At 34.8% G+C, this 22,433-nt stretch carries 16 protein-coding genes, 1 pseudogene and 1 other annotated feature; of the genes and pseudogenes, 15 read left to right on the forward strand and 2 right to left on the reverse strand.

Translation table 11 applies throughout. The annotated features are described in order from the left end of the window. Nucleotides 1–27: 27 nt before the first annotated feature. The 11 genes from rplA to tuf all read left to right on the forward strand — a co-directional run bounded on the left by rplA (nt 28) and on the right by tuf (nt 15,308). Nucleotides 28–723, forward strand: a complete 696-nt coding sequence (gene rplA / locus HMPREF2881_RS09940; protein ID WP_002449030.1) for a 50S ribosomal protein L1 — start codon at nt 28–30, stop codon at nt 721–723. A 126-nt stretch (nt 724–849) separates the two neighbouring features. Continuing rightward, nucleotides 850–1,003: a sequence feature (ribosomal protein L10 leader region), on the forward strand. 30 nt (nt 1,004–1,033) lie between these two features. Then, nucleotides 1,034–1,534 (forward strand): 50S ribosomal protein L10, encoded by a 501-nt coding sequence (gene rplJ / locus HMPREF2881_RS09945; protein ID WP_002449049.1) that lies wholly within the window; start codon nt 1,034–1,036, stop codon nt 1,532–1,534. A gap of 39 nt (nt 1,535–1,573) precedes the next feature. Beyond that, nucleotides 1,574–1,942: a 50S ribosomal protein L7/L12 gene (gene rplL / locus HMPREF2881_RS09950; protein WP_002488409.1), complete on the forward strand. Its 369-nt coding sequence runs from the start codon at nt 1,574–1,576 to the stop codon at nt 1,940–1,942. A gap of 171 nt (nt 1,943–2,113) precedes the next feature. Next, entirely contained in the window at nt 2,114–2,722 is a 609-nt protein-coding gene (locus HMPREF2881_RS09955) for a class I SAM-dependent methyltransferase (protein ID WP_002449036.1), read from the forward strand. A 203-nt stretch (nt 2,723–2,925) separates the two neighbouring features. Then, nucleotides 2,926–6,477, forward strand: coding sequence for a DNA-directed RNA polymerase subunit beta (gene rpoB, locus HMPREF2881_RS09960; protein WP_002449020.1), 3,552 nt, complete (start codon nt 2,926–2,928; stop codon nt 6,475–6,477). A gap of 189 nt (nt 6,478–6,666) precedes the next feature. Beyond that, nucleotides 6,667–10,260 carry a DNA-directed RNA polymerase subunit beta' gene (rpoC, locus tag HMPREF2881_RS09965; protein ID WP_176662094.1) on the forward strand — a complete coding sequence of 1,198 codons (3,594 nt, stop codon included), beginning with the start codon at nt 6,667–6,669 and terminating at the stop codon, nt 10,258–10,260. A 147-nt stretch (nt 10,261–10,407) separates the two neighbouring features. Next, the gene (locus HMPREF2881_RS09970) at nt 10,408–10,668 is read left to right on the forward strand and encodes a ribosomal L7Ae/L30e/S12e/Gadd45 family protein (protein WP_002449063.1); all 261 of its coding nucleotides are present in this window, start codon (nt 10,408–10,410) and stop codon (nt 10,666–10,668) included. Between the two features lie 89 nt (nt 10,669–10,757). After that, on the forward strand, nt 10,758–11,171 hold the full coding sequence (gene rpsL / locus HMPREF2881_RS09975; RefSeq protein ID WP_002449050.1) for a 30S ribosomal protein S12: 414 nt from the start codon (nt 10,758–10,760) through the stop codon (nt 11,169–11,171). A gap of 69 nt (nt 11,172–11,240) precedes the next feature. Continuing rightward, on the forward strand, nt 11,241–11,711 hold the full coding sequence (gene rpsG, locus HMPREF2881_RS09980) for a 30S ribosomal protein S7 (RefSeq protein WP_001137495.1): 471 nt from the start codon (nt 11,241–11,243) through the stop codon (nt 11,709–11,711). A gap of 121 nt (nt 11,712–11,832) precedes the next feature. After that, entirely contained in the window at nt 11,833–13,914 is a 2,082-nt protein-coding gene (gene fusA, locus HMPREF2881_RS09985; RefSeq protein WP_002455750.1) for an elongation factor G, read from the forward strand. A gap of 209 nt (nt 13,915–14,123) precedes the next feature. Then, on the forward strand, nt 14,124–15,308 hold the full coding sequence (tuf, locus tag HMPREF2881_RS09990) for an elongation factor Tu (RefSeq protein ID WP_002449023.1): 1,185 nt from the start codon (nt 14,124–14,126) through the stop codon (nt 15,306–15,308). Between the two features lie 182 nt (nt 15,309–15,490). Here tuf and HMPREF2881_RS09995 read toward each other — a convergent pair whose 3' ends face one another. Next, complete coding sequence (locus HMPREF2881_RS09995) at nt 15,491–16,657, reverse strand: M20 family metallopeptidase (protein WP_002488397.1); 1,167 nt, start codon at nt 16,655–16,657, stop codon at nt 15,491–15,493. A gap of 163 nt (nt 16,658–16,820) precedes the next feature. On the opposite strand from HMPREF2881_RS09995, the pseudogene HMPREF2881_RS12090 reads away from it, so the two are divergent. From HMPREF2881_RS12090 to HMPREF2881_RS10010, 4 genes and pseudogenes are all read left to right on the forward strand, one after another. Continuing rightward, nucleotides 16,821–16,961: pseudogene (locus HMPREF2881_RS12090) on the forward strand (8-amino-7-oxononanoate synthase); the annotation flags it as partial. Between the two features lie 156 nt (nt 16,962–17,117). Continuing rightward, entirely contained in the window at nt 17,118–17,630 is a 513-nt protein-coding gene (locus HMPREF2881_RS10000; RefSeq protein WP_002488410.1) for a GNAT family N-acetyltransferase, read from the forward strand. Between the two features lie 4 nt (nt 17,631–17,634). After that, nucleotides 17,635–18,054, forward strand: a complete 420-nt coding sequence (locus tag HMPREF2881_RS10005; RefSeq protein ID WP_002455746.1) for an NUDIX hydrolase — start codon at nt 17,635–17,637, stop codon at nt 18,052–18,054. Nucleotides 18,055–18,366: 312 nt separating this feature from the next. Beyond that, nucleotides 18,367–19,320, forward strand: a complete 954-nt coding sequence (locus HMPREF2881_RS10010) for an ornithine cyclodeaminase family protein (protein WP_002488405.1) — start codon at nt 18,367–18,369, stop codon at nt 19,318–19,320. Nucleotides 19,321–19,396: 76 nt separating this feature from the next. On the opposite strand, the gene HMPREF2881_RS10015 is transcribed toward HMPREF2881_RS10010, so the two are convergent. Continuing rightward, on the reverse strand, nt 19,397–22,282 hold the full coding sequence (locus tag HMPREF2881_RS10015) for a 5'-nucleotidase C-terminal domain-containing protein (protein ID WP_070653742.1): 2,886 nt from the start codon (nt 22,280–22,282) through the stop codon (nt 19,397–19,399). Nucleotides 22,283–22,433: the final 151 nt, after the last annotated feature.

The raw sequence follows: 22,433 nt of genomic DNA on the forward strand, positions 1-22,433 counted from the left end.
CTAAAACCACTAAAGGAGGAACAATAAATGGCTAAAAAAGGTAAAAAGTATCAAGAAGCAGCTAATAAAGTTGACCGTACTAAATACTATAGTGTTGAAGAAGCAATTAAATTAGCTAAAGAAACTAGTATCGCTAACTTTGATGCATCAGTTGAAGTAGCATTCCGTTTAGGTATTGATACACGTAAAAATGACCAACAAATCCGTGGTGCAGTAGTGCTACCAAACGGTACTGGTAAATCACAACGTGTATTAGTTTTTGCTAAAGGCGATAAAATTACAGAAGCAGAAGAAGCAGGCGCAGATTACGTGGGTGAATCTGAATATGCTCAAAAAATTCAACAAGGTTGGTTCGACTTTGACGTAGTAGTAGCTACACCTGACATGATGGGTGAAGTTGGTAAATTAGGTCGTGTATTAGGACCTAAAGGTTTAATGCCAAACCCTAAAACTGGTACAGTAACTATGGACGTTAAAAAAGCTGTAGAAGAAATTAAAGCTGGTAAAGTTGAATATCGTGCTGAAAAAGCAGGTATCGTACATGCTACGATTGGTAAAGTATCTTTCGACGAAGAAAAATTAGTTGAAAACTTTAATGCTTTACAAGATGTTTTAGCTAAAGCTAAACCAGCATCTGCTAAAGGTACTTACTTCAAATCTGTTGCTGTAACTACAACAATGGGTCCTGGAGTTAAAGTAGATACTTCATCTTTTAAACTTTAATTTCAAATATATGAATAGATTGTAGACTGGTAGATAATCATTGCTTATTTTGAAAAAGATAAGATCATTTTCTTCCAGTCTTTTTTAAAAAAACAATTGACATATTACAATAAACAAGTTATATTATTTATTGTGATTATTTTACCTAAGACAGTAGGAGTTAATCTTTAACTTAAAACAATATCCTACCGAGGCTAAAATTGACTTGAACGTGATGATTATTATAATGATCTTTCAAGCACTTTTTGCCGTGGGTAGAAAGTGCTTTTTTTATTAAAAAAGCACCAAAAATAAAAATGGAGGTGTCTGAATGTCTGCTATTATTGAAGCTAAAAAACAACAAGTTGACGTTATCGCTGAACAACTTAAAAATTCAGTTTCAACTGTTATCGTGGACTACCGTGGTTTAACTGTTGCGGAAGTAACTGATTTACGTGCTCAATTACGTGAAGCTGGTGTTGAGTATAAAGTATACAAAAACACATTAGTTCGTCGTGCAGCTGAAAAAGCAGGTATCGAAGGCTTAGATGAATTCTTAACTGGTCCTACAGCTATCGCTACAACTACTGATGATGTAGTTGCTCCAGCGAAAGTGATCTCAGGATTTGCTAAAGAACATGAAGCTTTAGAAATTAAAACAGGCGTTATGGAAGGTAACGTTATCTCAGCAGAAGAAGTTAAAACTGTTGGTTCATTACCTTCACACGATGGTCTTGTATCTATGCTTTTATCAGTATTACAAGCTCCAGTACGCAACTTCGCTTATGCGGTTAAAGCTGTTGGAGAACAAAAAGAAGAAAGCGCTGAATAATTGCGCATAAAATTTTAAAATAAATGGAGGAATAATAAAATGGCTAATCAAGAACAAATCATTGAAGCAATTAAAGAAATGTCAGTATTAGAATTAAACGATTTAGTAAAAGCAATTGAAGAAGAATTTGGTGTAACAGCAGCAGCTCCTGTAGCAGCAGCTGGTGCAGCTGGTGGCGGAGACGCTGGCGCAGAAAAAACTGAATTTGACGTTGAATTAACTTCAGCTGGATCTTCAAAAATCAAAGTTGTTAAAGCAGTTAAAGAAGCAACTGGCTTAGGCTTAAAAGACGCTAAAGAATTAGTAGACAACGCTCCTAAAGTAATCAAAGAAGCTGTTGCTAAAGAAGATGCTGAAAAACTTAAAGAACAATTAGAAGAAGTTGGAGCTACTGTAGAATTAAAATAATTCTAGTATCTTAACTTAATATATAAGTAAATCATTTTAACTTAGTCACTTTAGAGTGAAAGTGTTAATGATTACTTGCATTCTTTGAGAAATTAAAACCCCGTTATTGTTGATAACGGGGTTTTAATTCATTTTCTAATCAAATAGATGAACGAATAAAGAGGTGAAATCATGAGTCACTATTATGATGAAAATCCTGAAGTACAAAGTGATGAAAAAACAATTCAATACTTTTATCATAAATCTCAGTTAAAACTAACGACAGATGCGGGCGTTTTTTCAAAAGGAAAAGTAGACTTTGGGTCTGATTTATTAGTACAAACGTTTTTAAATGAACATCCACCAGGTCCAAGTAAACGTATCATTGATGTTGGCTGTGGTTATGGTCCAATTGGTTTAATGATTGCTAAAGTGTCACCACACCATCAAATGACTATGGTGGATGTGAATCATCGAGCTTTACATTTAGCTGAAAAGAACAAAAAGCAAAATCAAATTGATAATGTTATCATTACAGAAAGTGATGGTCTGTCACAAGTTGAGAATGAGTACTTTGACTTTGTATTAACAAATCCACCAATTAGAGCTGGGAAAAATGTTGTTCATCGAATCTTTGAAGAAGCATATCAAAAGCTAAAAAATCAAGGTGAACTCTATGTTGTCATTCAGAAAAAGCAAGGTATGCCTTCTGCTAAAAAGAAAATGGAAGAAATATTTAATAATGTAGAAACTGTGAACAAAAGTAAAGGGTACTATATACTGAAGAGCCAAAAAGGTTGATTTCAAAATGGTATTCTGATATAGTTATAAAATGTAAAAATTTATGTTCAACAAGTGTGTACTTTTACGCAAAATGAGCACGATAAACAAGAATAAGAAAAGAATCGAAAATGGTGTCATCAATTGTGTTGCCGTTTTCTTTTTGTCTTGTTATGTGAAATTTTGTGTATAAGTTCAACACAATATTTGAGGGGTGAATCTGTTTGGCAGGTCAAGTTGTCCAATATGGAAGACATCGTAAACGTAGAAATTATGCGAGAATTTCAGAAGTATTAGAATTACCTAACTTAATAGAAATTCAAACTAAATCTTATGACTGGTTCTTAAAAGAAGGTTTATTAGAAATGTTCCGTGATATTTCACCAATTGAAGATTTCACTGGAAACCTATCTTTAGAATTTGTGGATTATAGATTAGGTGAACCAAAATATGATTTAGAAGAATCAAAAAACCGTGACGCTACTTATGCTGCACCTCTTCGTGTTAAAGTACGTCTCATTATCAAAGAAACTGGTGAAGTTAAAGAACAAGAAGTTTTCATGGGTGACTTCCCATTGATGACAGATACTGGTACGTTTGTAATTAATGGTGCAGAACGTGTTATCGTTTCACAATTAGTACGTTCACCATCAGTGTATTTTAATGAAAAAATAGATAAAAATGGACGTGAAAATTACGACGCAACGATTATTCCAAACCGTGGTGCGTGGTTAGAATATGAAACAGATGCTAAAGACATCGTTTACGTTCGAATTGATAGAACACGTAAATTACCTTTAACAGTATTATTACGTGCTTTAGGATTCTCTAGTGATCAAGAAATTATCGATTTACTAGGAGACAGTGAATACTTACGTAATACGCTTGAAAAAGATAGTACTGAAAATACTGAACAAGCTTTATTAGAAATCTATGAACGTTTACGTCCTGGTGAACCACCAACAGTTGAAAACGCAAAAAGCTTATTATATTCACGTTTCTTCGACCCTAAACGCTATGATTTAGCAAGTGTTGGTCGCTATAAAACAAATAAAAAGTTACACTTAAAACATCGTTTATTTAACCAAAAATTAGCGGAACCAATCGTTGACAGCGAAACAGGTGAAATTGTTGCTGAAGAAGGAACAGTTTTAGATCGTCGTAAATTAGACGAAATTATGAATGTTTTAGAGTCAAATGCAAACAGTGAAGTGTTCGAATTAGAAGGTAGCGTTATTGATGAACCTGTAGAAATTCAATCAATTAAAGTGTATGTTCCAAATGATGAAGAAGAACGCACTACAACAGTGATTGGTAATGCATTACCTGATTCAGAAGTGAAATGTATTACACCAGCAGATATTATTGCCTCAATGAGTTATTTCTTTAACTTATTGAATGGTATTGGTTATACAGATGATATTGACCATTTAGGTAATCGTCGTTTACGTTCAGTAGGTGAACTGTTACAAAACCAATTCCGAATTGGTTTATCTAGAATGGAACGTGTCGTTCGCGAAAGAATGTCTATTCAAGATACTGATTCAATTACACCACAACAATTAATTAATATTAGACCTGTAATTGCTTCAATTAAAGAATTCTTTGGTAGTTCTCAATTGTCTCAATTCATGGACCAAGCTAACCCATTAGCAGAGTTAACACATAAACGTCGTCTTTCTGCTTTAGGACCTGGTGGTTTAACACGTGAACGTGCACAAATGGAAGTTCGTGACGTACACTATTCTCACTATGGTCGTATGTGTCCAATTGAAACACCAGAGGGACCAAACATTGGTTTAATTAACTCATTATCTAGTTATGCACGTGTAAATGAATTTGGTTTTATCGAAACACCATATCGTAAAGTAGATATTGATACCAATTCAATTACTGATCAAATTGATTATTTAACTGCTGATGAAGAAGATAGCTATGTAGTTGCACAAGCCAATTCTCGTTTAGATGAAAATGGTCGTTTCCTAGATGATGAAGTGGTATGTCGTTTCCGTGGTAACAACACTGTTATGGCAAAAGAAAAAATGGACTACATGGATGTATCTCCTAAACAAGTAGTATCAGCAGCGACAGCTTGTATTCCATTCCTTGAAAACGATGACTCTAACCGTGCGTTAATGGGTGCGAACATGCAACGTCAAGCAGTACCATTGATGAATCCTGAAGCTCCATTTGTGGGTACAGGTATGGAACATGTGGCAGCTCGTGACTCTGGTGCAGCAATTACTGCAAAACATAGAGGTCGTGTTGAACACGTTGAATCTAATGAAATCTTAGTTCGTCGTTTAGTTGAGGAAAATGGAACTGAACATGAAGGCGAATTAGATCGTTACCCATTAGCTAAATTTAAACGTTCAAACTCTGGTACTTGTTATAACCAACGTCCAATCGTTTCTGTAGGTGACGTTGTAGAATACAATGAAATTTTAGCTGATGGTCCTTCAATGGAATTAGGAGAAATGGCATTAGGTCGTAACGTCGTTGTAGGTTTCATGACTTGGGACGGATATAACTATGAGGATGCCGTTATCATGAGTGAACGATTAGTTAAAGACGATGTATATACTTCAATTCATATTGAAGAATACGAATCTGAAGCACGTGATACTAAATTAGGGCCTGAAGAAATTACACGTGATATTCCTAACGTTTCTGAAAATGCACTTAAAAACTTAGACGATCGTGGTATTATATACGTCGGTGCAGAAGTTAAAGATGGAGATATCTTAGTTGGTAAAGTAACGCCAAAAGGTGTCACAGAATTAACTGCAGAAGAACGATTATTACACGCCATCTTTGGTGAAAAAGCAAGAGAAGTTCGTGATACTTCATTACGTGTCCCACATGGTGCAGGTGGTATCGTTCTAGACGTTAAAGTATTTAATCGTGAAGAAGGCGATGATACGTTATCACCAGGTGTGAACCAACTTGTTCGTGTATATATCGTTCAAAAACGTAAAATCCATGTTGGGGACAAAATGTGTGGTCGTCATGGTAACAAAGGGGTTATCTCTAAGATTGTTCCTGAAGAAGATATGCCTTACTTACCAGACGGACGTCCAATCGATATCATGTTAAACCCACTAGGTGTACCATCACGTATGAACATTGGACAAGTTTTAGAGTTACATTTAGGTATGGCTGCTAAAAACTTAGGTATTCATGTTGCTTCTCCAGTATTCGATGGTGCAAACGACGATGATGTATGGTCTACAATCGAAGAGGCTGGTATGGCACGTGATGGTAAAACAGTATTATATGATGGACGTACTGGTGAACCATTTGATAATCGTATTTCTGTTGGAGTAATGTATATGCTTAAACTTGCTCACATGGTTGACGATAAATTGCATGCACGTTCAACTGGACCTTACTCACTTGTTACACAACAACCACTTGGTGGTAAAGCACAATTCGGTGGACAACGTTTCGGTGAGATGGAGGTATGGGCACTTGAAGCTTATGGTGCAGCATACACATTACAAGAAATCTTAACTTATAAATCTGACGATACTGTAGGTCGTGTTAAAACATACGAATCTATCGTTAAAGGTGAAAACATTTCAAGACCAAGTGTTCCTGAATCATTCCGAGTATTGATGAAAGAATTACAAAGTTTAGGTTTAGATGTAAAAGTTATGGATGAACATGATAATGAAATCGAAATGGCCGATGTTGATGATGAAGATGCAACTGAGCGCAAAGTAGATTTACAACAAAAAGATGTTCCAGAAACTCAAAAAGAAACTAACGAATAATAAAATTATAGATTTAAGATGAATCAACATGAGTTGCGTAATTTTAATCTCATCAAGATTTAGATTGCGCACTGATGTGCATCTTATGTATGTGATGTCAGTTTCAGTAAATGTAAATCAATCAAATAGCACAGCTAATCTAAATTGAAGGAGGTAGGCTCCTTGATTGATGTAAATAATTTCCATTATATGAAAATCGGTTTAGCCTCACCTGAAAAAATCCGTTCTTGGTCATATGGTGAAGTGAAAAAACCAGAAACAATAAACTATCGTACTTTGAAACCTGAGAAAGATGGTCTTTTCTGTGAAAGAATTTTTGGACCTACAAAAGACTGGGAGTGTAGTTGTGGTAAGTACAAACGTGTACGCTACAAAGGCATGGTTTGTGACCGTTGTGGTGTAGAAGTCACAAAATCTAAAGTTCGTCGTGAAAGAATGGGGCATATTGAATTAGCAGCACCTGTTTCTCACATTTGGTACTTTAAAGGTATTCCAAGTCGCATGGGTCTTTTATTAGATATGTCTCCAAGATCATTAGAAGAAGTTATTTATTTTGCTTCTTATGTGGTTGTAGATCCAGGTCCAACTGGATTAGAGAAAAAATCATTATTATCTGAAGCTGAATTCAGAGAATATTATGATAAATACCCAGGTCAATTTGTAGCAAAAATGGGTGCAGAAGGTATTAAAGACCTATTAGAAGAAATTGACTTAGATGAAGAATTAAAAGCATTACGTGATGAATTAGAATCAGCAACTGGACAAAGATTAACACGTGCAATTAAACGTTTAGAAGTTGTGGAATCATTTAGAAATTCTGGAAATAATCCTTCATGGATGATTTTAGATGTACTACCAATTATTCCACCAGAAATTCGTCCTATGGTTCAATTAGATGGTGGACGTTTTGCAACAAGTGACTTAAATGATTTATATCGTCGTGTTATCAACCGTAATAATCGTTTGAAACGTTTATTAGATCTTGGTGCTCCTGGTATCATCGTGCAAAACGAAAAACGTATGTTACAAGAAGCAGTAGATGCATTAATCGATAATGGTCGTCGTGGTCGTCCAGTAACTGGTCCAGGTAATAGACCATTGAAATCTTTATCACATATGTTAAAAGGTAAACAAGGTCGTTTCCGTCAAAACTTACTTGGTAAACGTGTTGACTACTCAGGCCGTTCAGTTATCGCGGTAGGACCAAACTTAAAAATGTATCAATGTGGTCTTCCAAAAGAAATGGCACTTGAATTATTTAAACCTTTCGTAATGAAAGAATTAGTGCAACGTGAAATTGCAACAAACATTAAAAATGCGAAAAGTAAAATTGAACGCATGGATGATGAAGTATGGGATGTATTAGAAGATGTCATTAAAGAACACCCAGTATTACTTAACCGTGCCCCAACGCTTCACAGATTAGGTATTCAAGCTTTCGAGCCTACTTTAGTAGAAGGACGTGCAATCCGTTTACATCCACTTGTAACAACAGCTTATAACGCTGACTTTGATGGTGACCAAATGGCGGTACACGTACCATTATCTAAAGAAGCACAAGCTGAAGCACGTATGTTAATGTTAGCAGCACAAAATATCTTGAACCCTAAAGATGGTAAACCAGTTGTTACACCATCACAAGATATGGTATTAGGTAACTATTACTTAACTTTAGAACGTAAAGATGCTGTAAATACTGGTATAATCTTTAATGATACAAATGAAGTACTTAAAGCATATGCAAATGGTTATGTGCATCTACACACTCGTATAGGTTTACATGCACGTTCACTTAATAATCCTACATTTACAGAAGAACAAAATAATAAAATTTTAGCTACTTCTGTAGGTAAAGTGATCTTTAATGAAATCATTCCAGATTCATTTGCATATATTAATGAACCTACTCAAGAAAACTTAGAAGATAAAACACCTGATAAATATTTTGTTGATCCAACACAATTAGGTGAAGGTGGTCTTAAAGCTTACTTCGAAGAGCAAGAACTTACTGCACCTTTCAACAAAAAATTCTTAGGTAATATTATTGCTGAAGTATTTAACAGATTTAGCATCACAGATACATCAATGATGCTTGACCGTATGAAAGATTTAGGATTCAAATTCTCATCTAAAGCTGGTATCACAGTTGGTGTATCTGATATCGTAGTACTTCCAGATAAACAACAAATTTTAGATGAACATGAAAAATTAGTAGAACGTGTATCTAAACAATTTAATCGTGGTTTAATCACTGAAGATGAACGTTACAACGCAGTTGTTGAAATTTGGACAGATGCTAAAGATCAAATTCAAGGCGAATTAATGCAATCACTTGAAAAAACAAACCCAATCTTTATGATGAGTGACTCAGGTGCCCGTGGTAACGCATCTAACTTCACACAATTAGCCGGTATGCGTGGGTTAATGGCTGCGCCATCAGGTAAAATTATTGAGTTACCAATTACTTCATCATTCCGTGAAGGTTTAACAGTATTAGAATACTTCATCTCAACGCATGGTGCGCGTAAAGGTCTTGCCGATACAGCACTTAAAACAGCTGATTCAGGTTATCTTACTCGTCGTCTTGTTGACGTTGCACAAGATGTTATCGTTCGTGAAGAAGATTGTGGTACGGACCGTGGTTTATTAGTTTCTGATATTAAAGAAGGTACAGAAATGATTGAACCATTTGTCGAACGTATTGAAGGACGTTATTCTAAAGAAACAATTCGTCATCCTGAAACGAATGAAATCATTATTCGTCCTGATGAATTAATCACACCTGAAATTGCTAAGAAAATTACAGATGCAGGTATTGAAAAAATGTATATCCGTTCAGCATTTACATGTAATACTCGTCATGGTGTATGTGAAAAATGTTACGGTAAAAACCTTGCTACAGGTGAAAAAGTTGAAGTAGGTGAAGCAGTTGGTACTATTGCCGCTCAATCAATTGGTGAGCCTGGTACTCAACTTACAATGCGTACTTTCCATACAGGTGGGGTAGCAGGAAGCGATATCACTCAAGGTCTTCCTCGTATCCAAGAGATCTTTGAAGCACGTAACCCTAAAGGTCAAGCGGTAATTACTGAAATCGAAGGTGTCGTTGAAGATATTAAATTAGCAAAAGATCGCCAACAAGAAATTGTGATTAAAGGCGCTAATGAAACAAGATCTTATCTTGCTTCAGGTACTTCAAGAATTAAAGTAGAAGTTGGCCAATCAGTAGAACGTGGAGAAGTATTAACTGAAGGTTCTATTGAACCTAAGAACTTCTTAGCTGTTGCTGGTTTAAACGCGACTGAAAGCTACTTACTTAAAGAAGTGCAAAAAGTTTATCGTATGCAAGGTGTAGAAATTGACGATAAACACGTTGAAGTAATGGTTAGACAAATGTTACGTAAAGTAAGAATTATTGAAGCTGGTGATACTAAACTTCTACCAGGTTCATTAGTAGATATTCATAACTTTACTGATGCTAATAGAGAAGCGTTTAAAGAACGTAAACGCCCAGCTACTGCAAAACCAGTATTACTTGGTATTACTAAAGCATCTCTTGAAACAGAAAGCTTCTTATCTGCGGCTTCTTTCCAAGAAACTACTCGTGTACTTACTGATGCTGCTATTAAAGGTAAACGCGATGACTTACTTGGACTTAAAGAGAATGTTATTATTGGTAAACTTATCCCAGCTGGTACAGGTATGAGACGTTATAGTGACGTTAAATACGATAAAGTGGGTACTCCAGTTGCTGAAACTGACGAAGCAGAAGTGACTGAGTAATTAATGTGAAAGTAACTTGGAACTTTAATTTGTTCCAAGTTCTTTTCTTTTAATATTTACAGAAAATGATAAAAAATGTTGACTAATTATTATATAAAGTGTTATTATTGTAAAGGTTGATGCAAGCAGAACTTTGGAGGATATTTAATGTCTAATGAAAAAGTTGCACGCTTTAACAAACAACATTTTGTAGTTGGTCTTAAACAAACGTTAAAAGCGTTGAAAAAAGATCAAGTTACATCATTGATTATTGCTAAAGATGTTGAGATATATTTATTAGCTCAAGTATTTAGCCAAATCAATCATAAAAGCATACCGATTACTTATTTCGAAAGCAAATCGGCTTTAGGAAAAGCAGTAGGTATTAATGTTAATGCGACAATTGTTGCGTTATTGAATGAGAATTAGTAAGTTTTTACACTTACTAAATTTTATTTAACCTAAAAATGAACCACCTGGATGTGTGGAATTAAAAAATGAAGAGAGGAGGACATTCAATGCCAACTATTAACCAATTAGTACGTAAACCTAGACAAAGTAAATCTAAAAAATCAGATTCACCAGCGTTAAACAGAGGTTTCAATAGTAAAAAGAAACAATTTACTCACTTAAACTCACCTCAAAAACGTGGTGTTTGTACTCGTGTAGGTACAATGACACCTAAAAAACCTAACTCAGCGTTACGTAAATACGCGCGTGTGCGTTTATCAAACAACATTGAAATCAACGCATACATTCCTGGTATCGGCCATAACTTACAAGAACACAGTGTTGTACTTGTACGTGGTGGACGTGTAAAAGACCTACCTGGTGTGCGTTACCATATTGTACGTGGTGCGCTTGATACTTCAGGTGTAGATGGACGTAGACAAGGACGTTCATTATACGGAACTAAAAAACCTAAAAATTAAGTTTAAGATTGTGTAAATTTTACTATCAATTTTTAAGAATATATTATAATAGGAAGGGAGGACTTTATAATGCCTCGTAAAGGATCAGTACCTAAAAGAGACGTATTACCAGATCCAATTCATAACTCTAAGTTAGTTACAAAATTAATTAACAAAATTATGTTAGACGGTAAACGCGGAACAGCACAAAGAATTCTTTATTCTGCATTTGACCTTGTAGAACAACGCAGTGGTCGTGATGCTTTAGAAGTATTCGAAGAAGCTATTAACAACATTATGCCAGTATTAGAAGTAAAAGCGCGTCGTGTAGGTGGTTCAAACTACCAAGTACCTGTTGAGGTGCGCCCAGAACGTCGTACGACTTTAGGATTACGTTGGTTAGTAAACTACGCTCGTCTTCGTGGTGAAAAAACTATGGAAGATCGTTTAGCTAACGAAATCTTAGATGCTGCTAATAATACAGGTGGTGCAGTCAAAAAACGTGAGGACACTCACAAAATGGCTGAAGCGAACAAAGCATTCGCTCACTATCGTTGGTAAGATTAAAGCTTTAACCCTGAGTGTGTTCCGTCATATTGGTTTACCAAGTAAAATGGTTCATGCTTAGGGCATCGCCATATTCTATAGTACTTATTCAGTAATAACTGGAAGGAGAAAAACAATGGCTAGAGACTTTTCTTTGAAAAACACTCGTAATATCGGTATCATGGCTCACATCGATGCTGGTAAAACTACAACGACTGAACGTATTCTTTATTATACAGGTCGTATCCACAAAATTGGTGAAACACATGAAGGTGCTTCACAAATGGACTGGATGGAACAAGAACAAGATCGTGGTATTACAATCACATCAGCTGCAACAACAGCTTCTTGGCAAGGCCACCGCGTTAACATTATCGATACACCAGGGCACGTAGACTTCACTGTAGAAGTTGAACGTTCATTACGTGTACTTGATGGTGCGGTTACTGTACTTGATGCTCAATCAGGTGTAGAACCTCAAACTGAAACTGTTTGGCGTCAAGCTACTACTTATGGTGTTCCTCGTATTGTATTCGTTAACAAAATGGATAAACTTGGTGCAAACTTTGAGTATTCAGTAAGTACATTACATGATCGCTTACAAGCAAATGCAGCACCTATCCAATTACCAATTGGTGCCGAAGATGAATTTGAAGCAATCATCGACTTAGTTGAAATGAAATGTTTCAAATATACAAATGACTTAGGTACAGAAATTGAAGAAATTGAAATTCCTGAAGATCACAAAGAAAGAGCAGAAGAAGCTCGTTCTAATTTAATCGAAGCAGTTGCAGAAACTAGCGACGAATTAATGGAAAAATATCTTGGTGACGAAGAAATTTCAGTAGCTGAATTAAAAAATGCTATCCGTCAAGCCACTACTGACGTAGAATTCTACCCAGTACTTTGTGGTACAGCATTCAAAAACAAAGGTGTTCAATTAATGCTTAATGCAGTAATTGATTACTTACCATCACCATTAGATGTTAAACCTATCGTAGGTCATCGTGCTGAAAATCCTGATGAAGAAGTCATTGCAAAAGCTGACGATAATGGCGAATTCGCAGCATTAGCTTTCAAAGTTATGACTGACCCTTATGTTGGTAAGTTAACTTTCTTCCGTGTATATTCAGGTACGTTAACATCTGGTTCATACGTTAAAAACTCAACAAAAAACAAACGTGAACGTGTAGGTCGTTTATTACAAATGCATGCGAACTCTCGTCAAGAAATTGATACTGTTTACTCAGGAGATATCGCTGCAGCTGTAGGTCTTAAAGAAACAGGTACTGGTGACACTTTATGTGGTGAGAAAAATGACATTATCTTGGAATCAATGGAATTCCCAGAACCAGTTATTCACTTATCAGTAGAACCTAAGTCTAAAGCTGACCAAGATAAAATGACTCAAGCTTTAGTTAAATTACAAGAAGAAGACCCTACTTTCCATGCACATACTGACGAAGAAACTGGACAAGTTATTATCGGCGGTATGGGTGAGTTACACTTAGATATCTTAGTAGACCGTATGAAAAAAGAATTCAACGTTGAATGTAACGTAGGTGCACCAATGGTTTCATATCGTGAAACATTTAAACAATCTGCTCAAGTTCAAGGTAAATTCTCTCGTCAATCAGGTGGTCGTGGACAATATGGTGATGTTCATATTGAATTCACTCCAAATGAAACTGGCGCAGGGTTCGAATTCGAAAACGCTATCGTTGGTGGTGTAGTTCCTCGTGAATACATTCCATCAGTTGAAGCTGGTCTTAAAGATGCTATGGAAAACGGTGTATTAGCTGGTTATCCATTAATTGATGTTAAAGCTAAATTATTTGATGGTTCATACCATGATGTCGATTCATCAGAAATGGCCTTCAAAATTGCTGCATCATTAGCACTTAAAGAAGCTGCTAAAAAATGTGATCCAGTTATCTTAGAACCAATGATGAAAGTTACAATCGAAATGCCTGAAGAATACATGGGCGATATCATGGGTGACGTAACAGCTCGTCGTGGACGTGTTGATGGTATGGAACCACGTGGTAATGCACAAGTTGTTAACGCTTATGTACCACTTTCAGAAATGTTTGGTTATGCAACTTCATTACGTTCTAACACTCAAGGTCGCGGTACTTACACTATGTACTTTGACCATTATGCAGAAGTTCCAAAATCAATTGCTGAAGAAATCATCAAAAAAAATAAAGGTGAATAATATAACTTGTTTTAACTAGTAAATCTAGGTAAAATACAGCTTGAGCTTATTAATTAAGCATTCATCTTTATGAATTGATTTTTTATCCAAAATGCATTATAAAAGAACTATGAATTCTTTTTAGAACAATCATTATGTCTCATGATAGTGAGTAACTATCATGAGAGATAATATTGAAATAACTTAACTAGAATAGGAGAGATTTAATAATGGCAAAAGAAAAATTTGATCGCTCAAAAGAACATGCCAATATTGGTACTATCGGTCACGTTGACCATGGTAAAACTACTTTAACAGCTGCTATCGCAACTGTATTAGCTAAAAATGGTGACACTGTAGCACAATCATATGACATGATTGACAACGCTCCAGAAGAAAAAGAACGTGGTATTACAATCAATACTGCACACATCGAATATCAAACTGACAAACGTCACTATGCTCACGTTGACTGCCCAGGACACGCTGACTATGTTAAAAACATGATCACTGGTGCTGCTCAAATGGACGGCGCTATCTTAGTAGTATCTGCTGCTGATGGTCCAATGCCACAAACTCGTGAACACATTCTTTTATCACGTAACGTTGGTGTACCAGCATTAGTAGTATTCTTAAACAAAGTTGACATGGTTGACGATGAAGAATTATTAGAATTAGTTGAAATGGAAGTACGTGACTTATTATCTGAATACGACTTCCCAGGTGACGACGTACCTGTAATCGCTGGTTCAGCTTTAAAAGCTTTAGAAGGCGATGCTCAATACGAAGAAAAAATCTTAGAATTAATGCAAGCAGTTGATGATTATATTCCAACTCCAGAACGTGACTCTGATAAACCATTCATGATGCCAGTTGAGGACGTATTCTCAATCACTGGTCGTGGTACTGTTGCTACAGGCCGTGTTGAACGTGGTCAAATCAAAGTTGGTGAAGAAGTTGAAATTATTGGTATCAAAGAAACTTCTAAAACAACTGTTACTGGTGTAGAAATGTTCCGTAAATTATTAGACTACGCTGAAGCTGGTGACAACATCGGTGCTTTATTACGTGGTGTTGCTCGTGAAGATGTACAACGTGGTCAAGTATTAGCTGCTCCAGGTTCAATTACACCTCACACAAAATTCAAAGCAGACGTATACGTTTTATCAAAAGATGAAGGTGGACGTCATACTCCATTCTTCTCTAACTATCGTCCACAATTCTATTTCCGTACTACTGACGTAACTGGTGTTGTTAACTTACCAGAAGGTACTGAAATGGTAATGCCTGGTGACAACGTTGAAATGACAGTAGAATTAATCGCTCCTATCGCGATTGAAGACGGTACTCGTTTCTCAATCCGTGAAGGTGGACGTACTGTAGGATCAGGCGTTGTAACTGAAATCTTCGAATAATTTATTATTTGATATGGAAGACTCCCTTAGTGGGGGTCTTTTTTTATTTGAAAATAAGACGTAAGTTCACTTTGCTTTCATTTAGTAAGAAATATTAATAAATCAGCTCATAGATAAATACTATCTATGAGCTGGTTCAATCGTTTATTTTCTAAGATTTACGATACATATTTAACAATGAATTAAAAAACGCTTTCAAGTTCTAAGATTTTAAGAAATTCACTTGCAGCATATTTAAATGCTGCTTCATCAATATCAAAATGAGGATTGTGATGTGGGGCAGTAATACCTTTATCAGCATTGCCACATCCAGTTAAGAAAAATGCACCAGGTCGGACTTTTAGATAGTGTGAAAAGTCTTCACCAATCATCATCAGTTCTGATTTATTAAAACGTAAATGTAAATCATTTGCCGCTTGTTTAACTATTTCATAAGCTGCTTCATGATTATGAACTGGTAAATACCCTCTAATATACTCCATGTCATAAGTGATATCATTCGCTAATGCAAGACCTTGTAATAACTTATCCATTTTCTCTTGAACATGAGCTTGTAGTTTTGTATCAAAGGTACGTACGGTCCCTTTACAAAATGCTGAATCTGGAATAACACTATCAGAAGAACCTGCTTGTACCATACCAAAGGTTAATACTGCTTCTTTTACAGGATCAATGGTACGAGAAATGATTTTTTGAGCACTTAGTATAAACTCAGCCATAATTACAATTGGATCAATTGTTTCATGAGGTTTAGCGCCATGACCTCCTTTACCTTTAATGGTAATCGAGAATTCATCTGGAGAAGCCATGATTGCACCTGGTCTTGAATAAATTGTACCAGTAGGATAACCACTCCAAAGATGAGTACCATAAATTTTATCAACATCGTTTAAACAGCCATCATCAATCATTTCTTGAGAGCCACCTGGCATAATCTCTTCACCATATTGAAAAATAAATACAACATTTCCTTTTAATAAGTGACGATGTTCGTGAACAATTTCAGCAACACCTAATAAAATAGCAGTATGACCATCGTGTCCACATGCATGCATAAAACCATCGTTTTTAGATTTATATGGAACTTCGTTTAATTCTTGGACTGGTAATGCATCGAAGTCTGCACGAAATGCAATAGTTGGGCCATTTTCTTTTCCTTTAAAAGTTGCTTTGATACCATTTCGTCCTACAGGTGACACAATCTCACAGTCTAAATGACTTAACTGATTGAGAATGTAGTTATGTGTCCACGTTTCTTCAAATGAAGGCTCTGGATATTGATGCATATAACGACGCATTTGAATCATTCTATTTTCTTTTTCACTGGCTAATTGAAACCAATCAAACACATTGACCACTTCTTCCTAATTATTATGAACTTTAGTATAACAAATTCTACTTAAACTCAGTAGTCACTCATTATAATTTTAATAAAAGATACACTACCAGGTATTAAATGAATGAATTATCTTATAATATAAAATGATGATGAATCAATAATAAAAGAGAAATGATGAGACACATGGTTTTGTGATAGATAAAGGTGCAGGAATAGTAAAACATTTAGACTTACAAGACAAAATTGATTTTTAAATCGGTACATTATCTAAAGCTATCGATGTCGTAGGTGATTATGTCGCACGCACTAAAAAATGTTAGATCAAGCACTTAAAGTATTAAAAAGTTGGAAAAGGTTAAATAGTATTAAATAAACATTTAATTAATTTGAGTCATCTATTAGTTTAAATGTATAAATGGATTGTTTTTCATTTTTAGTGGTACACTAATTGTAAAAAAAGAGGTGTATACATGCTTGAATTAAGAAAACTAGAGTATAAAGATAAAGAAAGTTTAATTCGATATTTACAATATTGGTATGACAACAATGAGAAAATTGTTCCATCTAATGTCGATGTCGCACATTATCAATCTTTTCAACAAATGGTCGAACAATTGAATCATCCACCCGTAAATATGAATACCGTTCCTTCTACAACATTATTTTATTTTAAAAATGATTATATTGTTGGTGCAGTAAATATTCGTCATGAACTTAATGATAAATTAAAAAACATTGGAGGACATGTAGGTTATGGCGTCGCCAAACCATACAGAGGAAATGGTTATGCTTCAAGCATGTTAGAAGAAGCACTAAATAGACTAAATAAAATGGGGATACATAAAGTATTGATGACATGTAATCCTTATAATTATGCTTCACAAAAAGTAATAAAAAAACATGGAGGATATGAAATTAATTCGTACATTAAAAAAAACGGCCAGCCAGTAAGTCGATTTGAAATTCCAAATGATGGAAGGTGAAACTGTGAAAGATTTAAAAGTCGTATATGCGCTCATACAAAATCAAGAAAGAAAAGTATTACTTGTTAATAATACAGATGGCGGGGGGTGGTCATTACCAGGAGGAAAGGTAGAAAAGGAAGAAACGCTAATTGAAGCTTTGAAACGTGAAGTAATGGAAGAAACAGGTCTTAATGCTAAGATTGGAGATATCGTAAGTATTAATGAAGGTAAATCAACTCAAATGAATGTACACACATTATTTATTATGTTTAAAGCTACAATTAAAAATGAAGTCATAGATATACAAATGAAAGATGAAATTTCAGAAACAAAATGGATGACCATCGAAGAAGCAGATCAAAATCTTACATACTATAATCACAGTTTAAAAGTATTTTTAAATAATAAAGCTACCTATTATAATGAAGGTGTTATAGATTGAAACAAAGGTATTATAGCAATCATTTATAGGAAGATATAAAAAAATCACTTTTCTCATAAGAAAAGTGATGGGTGTCAAAAGTTTATGAATAGTTTCATATTGTTATGAAATCGCAAGGCACTTTATTATATAAACTGTACCTTTTATTTATAATATAAAGACATCATCAATTTTATATCATCACAATAATAAGTTAATAAAATCTATAAAAAATATTAATATTCAGTGGATTAGAATATATAATGATTAAATTGAATGATTGTTACTTCTAATCTATCATTTAACAATATTCAAATAGTGGAGGTCTATGAAATGATCGTTTTAAATGAACAAGATCAACAAAACTTATTAGATATGAAAGAAGTGATTGAAGAAGTCGGTCATGCGTTACAGGTGTTTTCAGAAGGAAAAACTGAAACGCCATTACGTTATGTGTTACCTTTTAATAAAGAAAATAGATATTTAGTGATGCCAGCTTTATCAGATGAATTAAATATTGTCGGTATTAAAACAGTCACTTTCGCACCTAATAATCCTAAACTAGATAAAAAAACAATTACTGGATCAGTCTTGCTGAGCGATTATGATACAGGAGAAACCCTTGCTGTACTTGATGGTAGTTATTTAACTAAGATTCGTACAGGCGCCATTTCTGGTGTAGCTACAAAATATTTAGCGCGTGAAAATGCAAAAACATTGTGTGTGATTGGCGCTGGAGATCAAGCTGAGGGGCTCATTGCAGCAATATTAGCAGTGAGAGATATTGAAATGCTTCATATCTCGAGTCGTACAAGAGCTAAAGCTGAAACATTGGCTGAATTTGTGAAACAAACGTATCACGTGTCAACAAAAGTCTTCGATGAAGCAGATCAAGCCATGGAAAACGCAGATATTGTTGTGACAGCTACAAATTCAAATAAACCGGTGTATTCTCATTCATTACATCCCGGTGTTCATTTAAATGCAGTAGGTTCATTTAAACCTGAAATGCAAGAACTCCCTTCAGAAACGATGTTGATTGCTAATAAAATAGTTGTTGAATCTACAGAAGCAGCAATGGAAGAAACAGGTGATTTAAAAGTACCATTAGAAGAAGGCATCATTACTGAGCGATCATTACATGGTGAACTAGGAGATATCGTAAGTGGAAAAATATCTGGACGTGATGATGAAGAAGAAGTGACAGTATTTAAATCAGTAGGTTTAGCTATTGTAGATATAGTAGTGGCACAATACTTTTATAAAAAAGCTCAACAAACTAATTAACCCTATACTGTATAAAACATAGATACCGTATCAGTGATAACGTAGATATAGCTGATACGGTATTTTTATTTAAATATTATGCTGATTTTTTACGTTGACGAAGATATATCAATCCAGCACCTGTTGTTACTAATAAAATCGCAATACCGTGCTCTAAATTAGCCTCTTTTTTACCTGTGCTTGGAAGTTGTACATGATGCTTATTTGTATAACATCCAGTTAATTCTGATGTTGCTTCTGAGTCATTTATTGTCACTACGTGTATAGAATCATGATGAGTATTTGAATCCGTACCATGCTTTAGAGGTAATGTATACGCTCTTGATCCTTTATTCGTATGACATGCTTTAGATGATGTAAGTTCTTGATTAGATTGATATTGATAAGGTCCAATCAAATGTGCAATGTTATGATATTGTGATTCTTGAGTTAACTTATTTTCTAAAGATAGCATTGTTTTGATAGGGTGATGAGCAACATCATAGTGATTGATGTGTGCATGCGTACCAGTATAATTTTTGTGTTTATCAATTGCTATAGCATGAGTATGACATTGTTGAGTATGCGTTGAAGTAAGATGTTTATGGTTTGTATTTGCCATATCATTTGAATGATGTTTTGGTGCTATTGATTTATGATGGTTGATACAAGGATGAGGACTTTCATGAATGGCAACTACTTTGTGATCATTATCTTTTTTATTAGGTTGAGAGACTTTACCTGGATGTTTTGGTTGTGCTCCTTCTAGGTGTGTATTTGATTGAGATGATGTCGTTTGATCATGCGGTTGTGTAGTAGTCGCATCATCAGTTTGTTCATCGATTTCAGGTTGACCATTGATGATTCGTACAGCATCCACTGTATCATAACTACTTAGATCAGCTTCTTTTATATATTGGGAAACAACAGCATCTAAAGAGATTCCTTCCTCACGTTTTCCACCGAACATATCATAACCATCACCTTGATGAGCTGTAAAATCATTTGTCGTTACATAATATGTACGATTAGAATCTAAATTTTCATACTTACCAGTTGATTTGTTTAAGATTTTAATGGCACTGACACGTTGGCCAGATTCTTTATCAAGATTAAAGTATACGCGAATTGAATTTGATACTTGTAAAAAGCCACCACTTGGGGCTAAAACTTTTTTCCCATCTTGAATATCGGTAGTAGAACTTAAACTATGTTCAAATGCTTGTTTAACGTCAGAACCTTTAACTTCAATTTGAGAAATTAAATTTCCAAAAGGTAATACTGTTATAACATCATTTTCAGTTACTTGGCCTGTTTGAATAGAAGCTCTAATACCACCACCATTTGTGACTGCAAAGTCAGGTCGATGTGAGAAATTCTTTTCAGCATAAGCCTCCATAGCATCTGTAATAAGGTTCCCTAAATTAGTTTCTTGTGTACGTACGTGTTCACGTTCGCCATTTAACGTCACTGGATTATTTGGAATAATCACAGTTGAGGTTTCTTTTAAAAATTCGTTATTTGCTTGACGTGTTTGAGCTTCAATTTGAGAGTCAGTTGGAACTTCTTTAGTATCTGCCACATTAATCAGTGAGGCATTTACATTATTAATAGTTCCATTATGTACATCGAAATCAATACGTCCAACATTTGCAAGTGCTGTACCTGTTTGAGTAAGTACATTATTTGCGCCGTAGTCTCTACCATGTTCGATTACGGTATGTGAATGTCCATCTACGACGAAAATGGGGTGTGAAAATAGTTTTGATTGTGTTAATTGATCAATTAAATAATCACTACGCCATATATTTCTTGTAGATTTATCGACACCTAAGTGAGATAAAATAACAAAAACGTCTACATTATCTTTAATATCATTCATTGCTTGTGTCACACTGGGAAGTGGATCTTTAAATTCAATATCATTAACTGCTGTTGGAGAGGTTTTTGTTTTAGTTTCAGGTGTTGTCACACCTACAACCCCATAACGTATATTATTTTTAGTTATGATTGTAGATGGTTTAAATATAAGGTGGCCATCTTTATAAATATTAGATGATAACATTGGGAAATTAAGCTGTTGTTGCAATTTCATTAACTGATCATAACCAAAATCAAATTCATGGTTACCGATTGTCATAGCATCGTAACCTACACTATTCATCGCTTTTGCCATTTCTTCACCTTTTGATTTATTTGAAACAGGCAGTCCTTGGAAAGCGTCTCCCGCATCTAATACTAAATCAGGTTGAATTTGATCTTTAAGACCTTTTACTTTAGCCATGCCAATCACTCTTCCGTCTTCTTCTACAAAGCGACCATGAATATCATTTGTATGTAAAATAGCGTGTGTTGTAGATGATGGTGTAGTTGCTTTAGTATTTGAAGTAGTTTGAGTTGTAATGTTCTTATGATTTAATGTTGTCGTATCTTGAGATTTTGATGTTTGTGTTAGTGTAGCCTTTTGGGTTGATACATTAGTTGATGGGCGAGATGTTTGAACAGAAGAGGTTGATGATGTCTTTTGAGACATTGCTTTTGGTGCAGTAATATTTTCTTTTGAAGTTTGAAGTTGTGCCGATGATGTTTGAGTTGTTTGTGATGCTTTTTCTTGAGTAGGTACTTCAGATGACGTTTGAGATGTTACAGTTGTCGATGATGTTGAGTTCGTCTGTGGTGAAGAAATATGTTGCTCAACTATTTGAGTCTTATTTTGTGTTGATACATTATCTTGAGAGGTTTTAATAGTTGAGACATTTTCCGTAGTCGCTTTTTCAGAAGTTGTTTTTTCTGAAAAAGTAGTTTGATGATTTTGAGATGTTTTCTCTTGTGGTGAAGATGTCATTGCTTTAGATTGGGAAGATATCGCATCATTTTGTAAAGTTGAAGCGGTATCGGGAACTTCTGCTGCATATGATGTTAAAGATAATAATCCAAAAGCAATAAAGAAAATCAATAAGAGTGATACAAAATATTTCTTCATGTTAGCCTCCTTTTAAAAATAATTTACAAGTTTATAGTAGCATATAGGCGCTGAAATATAAGAAGGAAAAAATAATTTAAGATAATTTTAAAAATAATTAACAAACAAAACGTAAATTAAATCAAATAAGTAATTTATTAGAAGAATAAAA

The organism is Staphylococcus sp. HMSC057A08 (assembly GCF_001812925.1).
GTDB classification, from domain to species: Bacteria; Bacillota; Bacilli; order Staphylococcales; family Staphylococcaceae; genus Staphylococcus; species Staphylococcus hominis.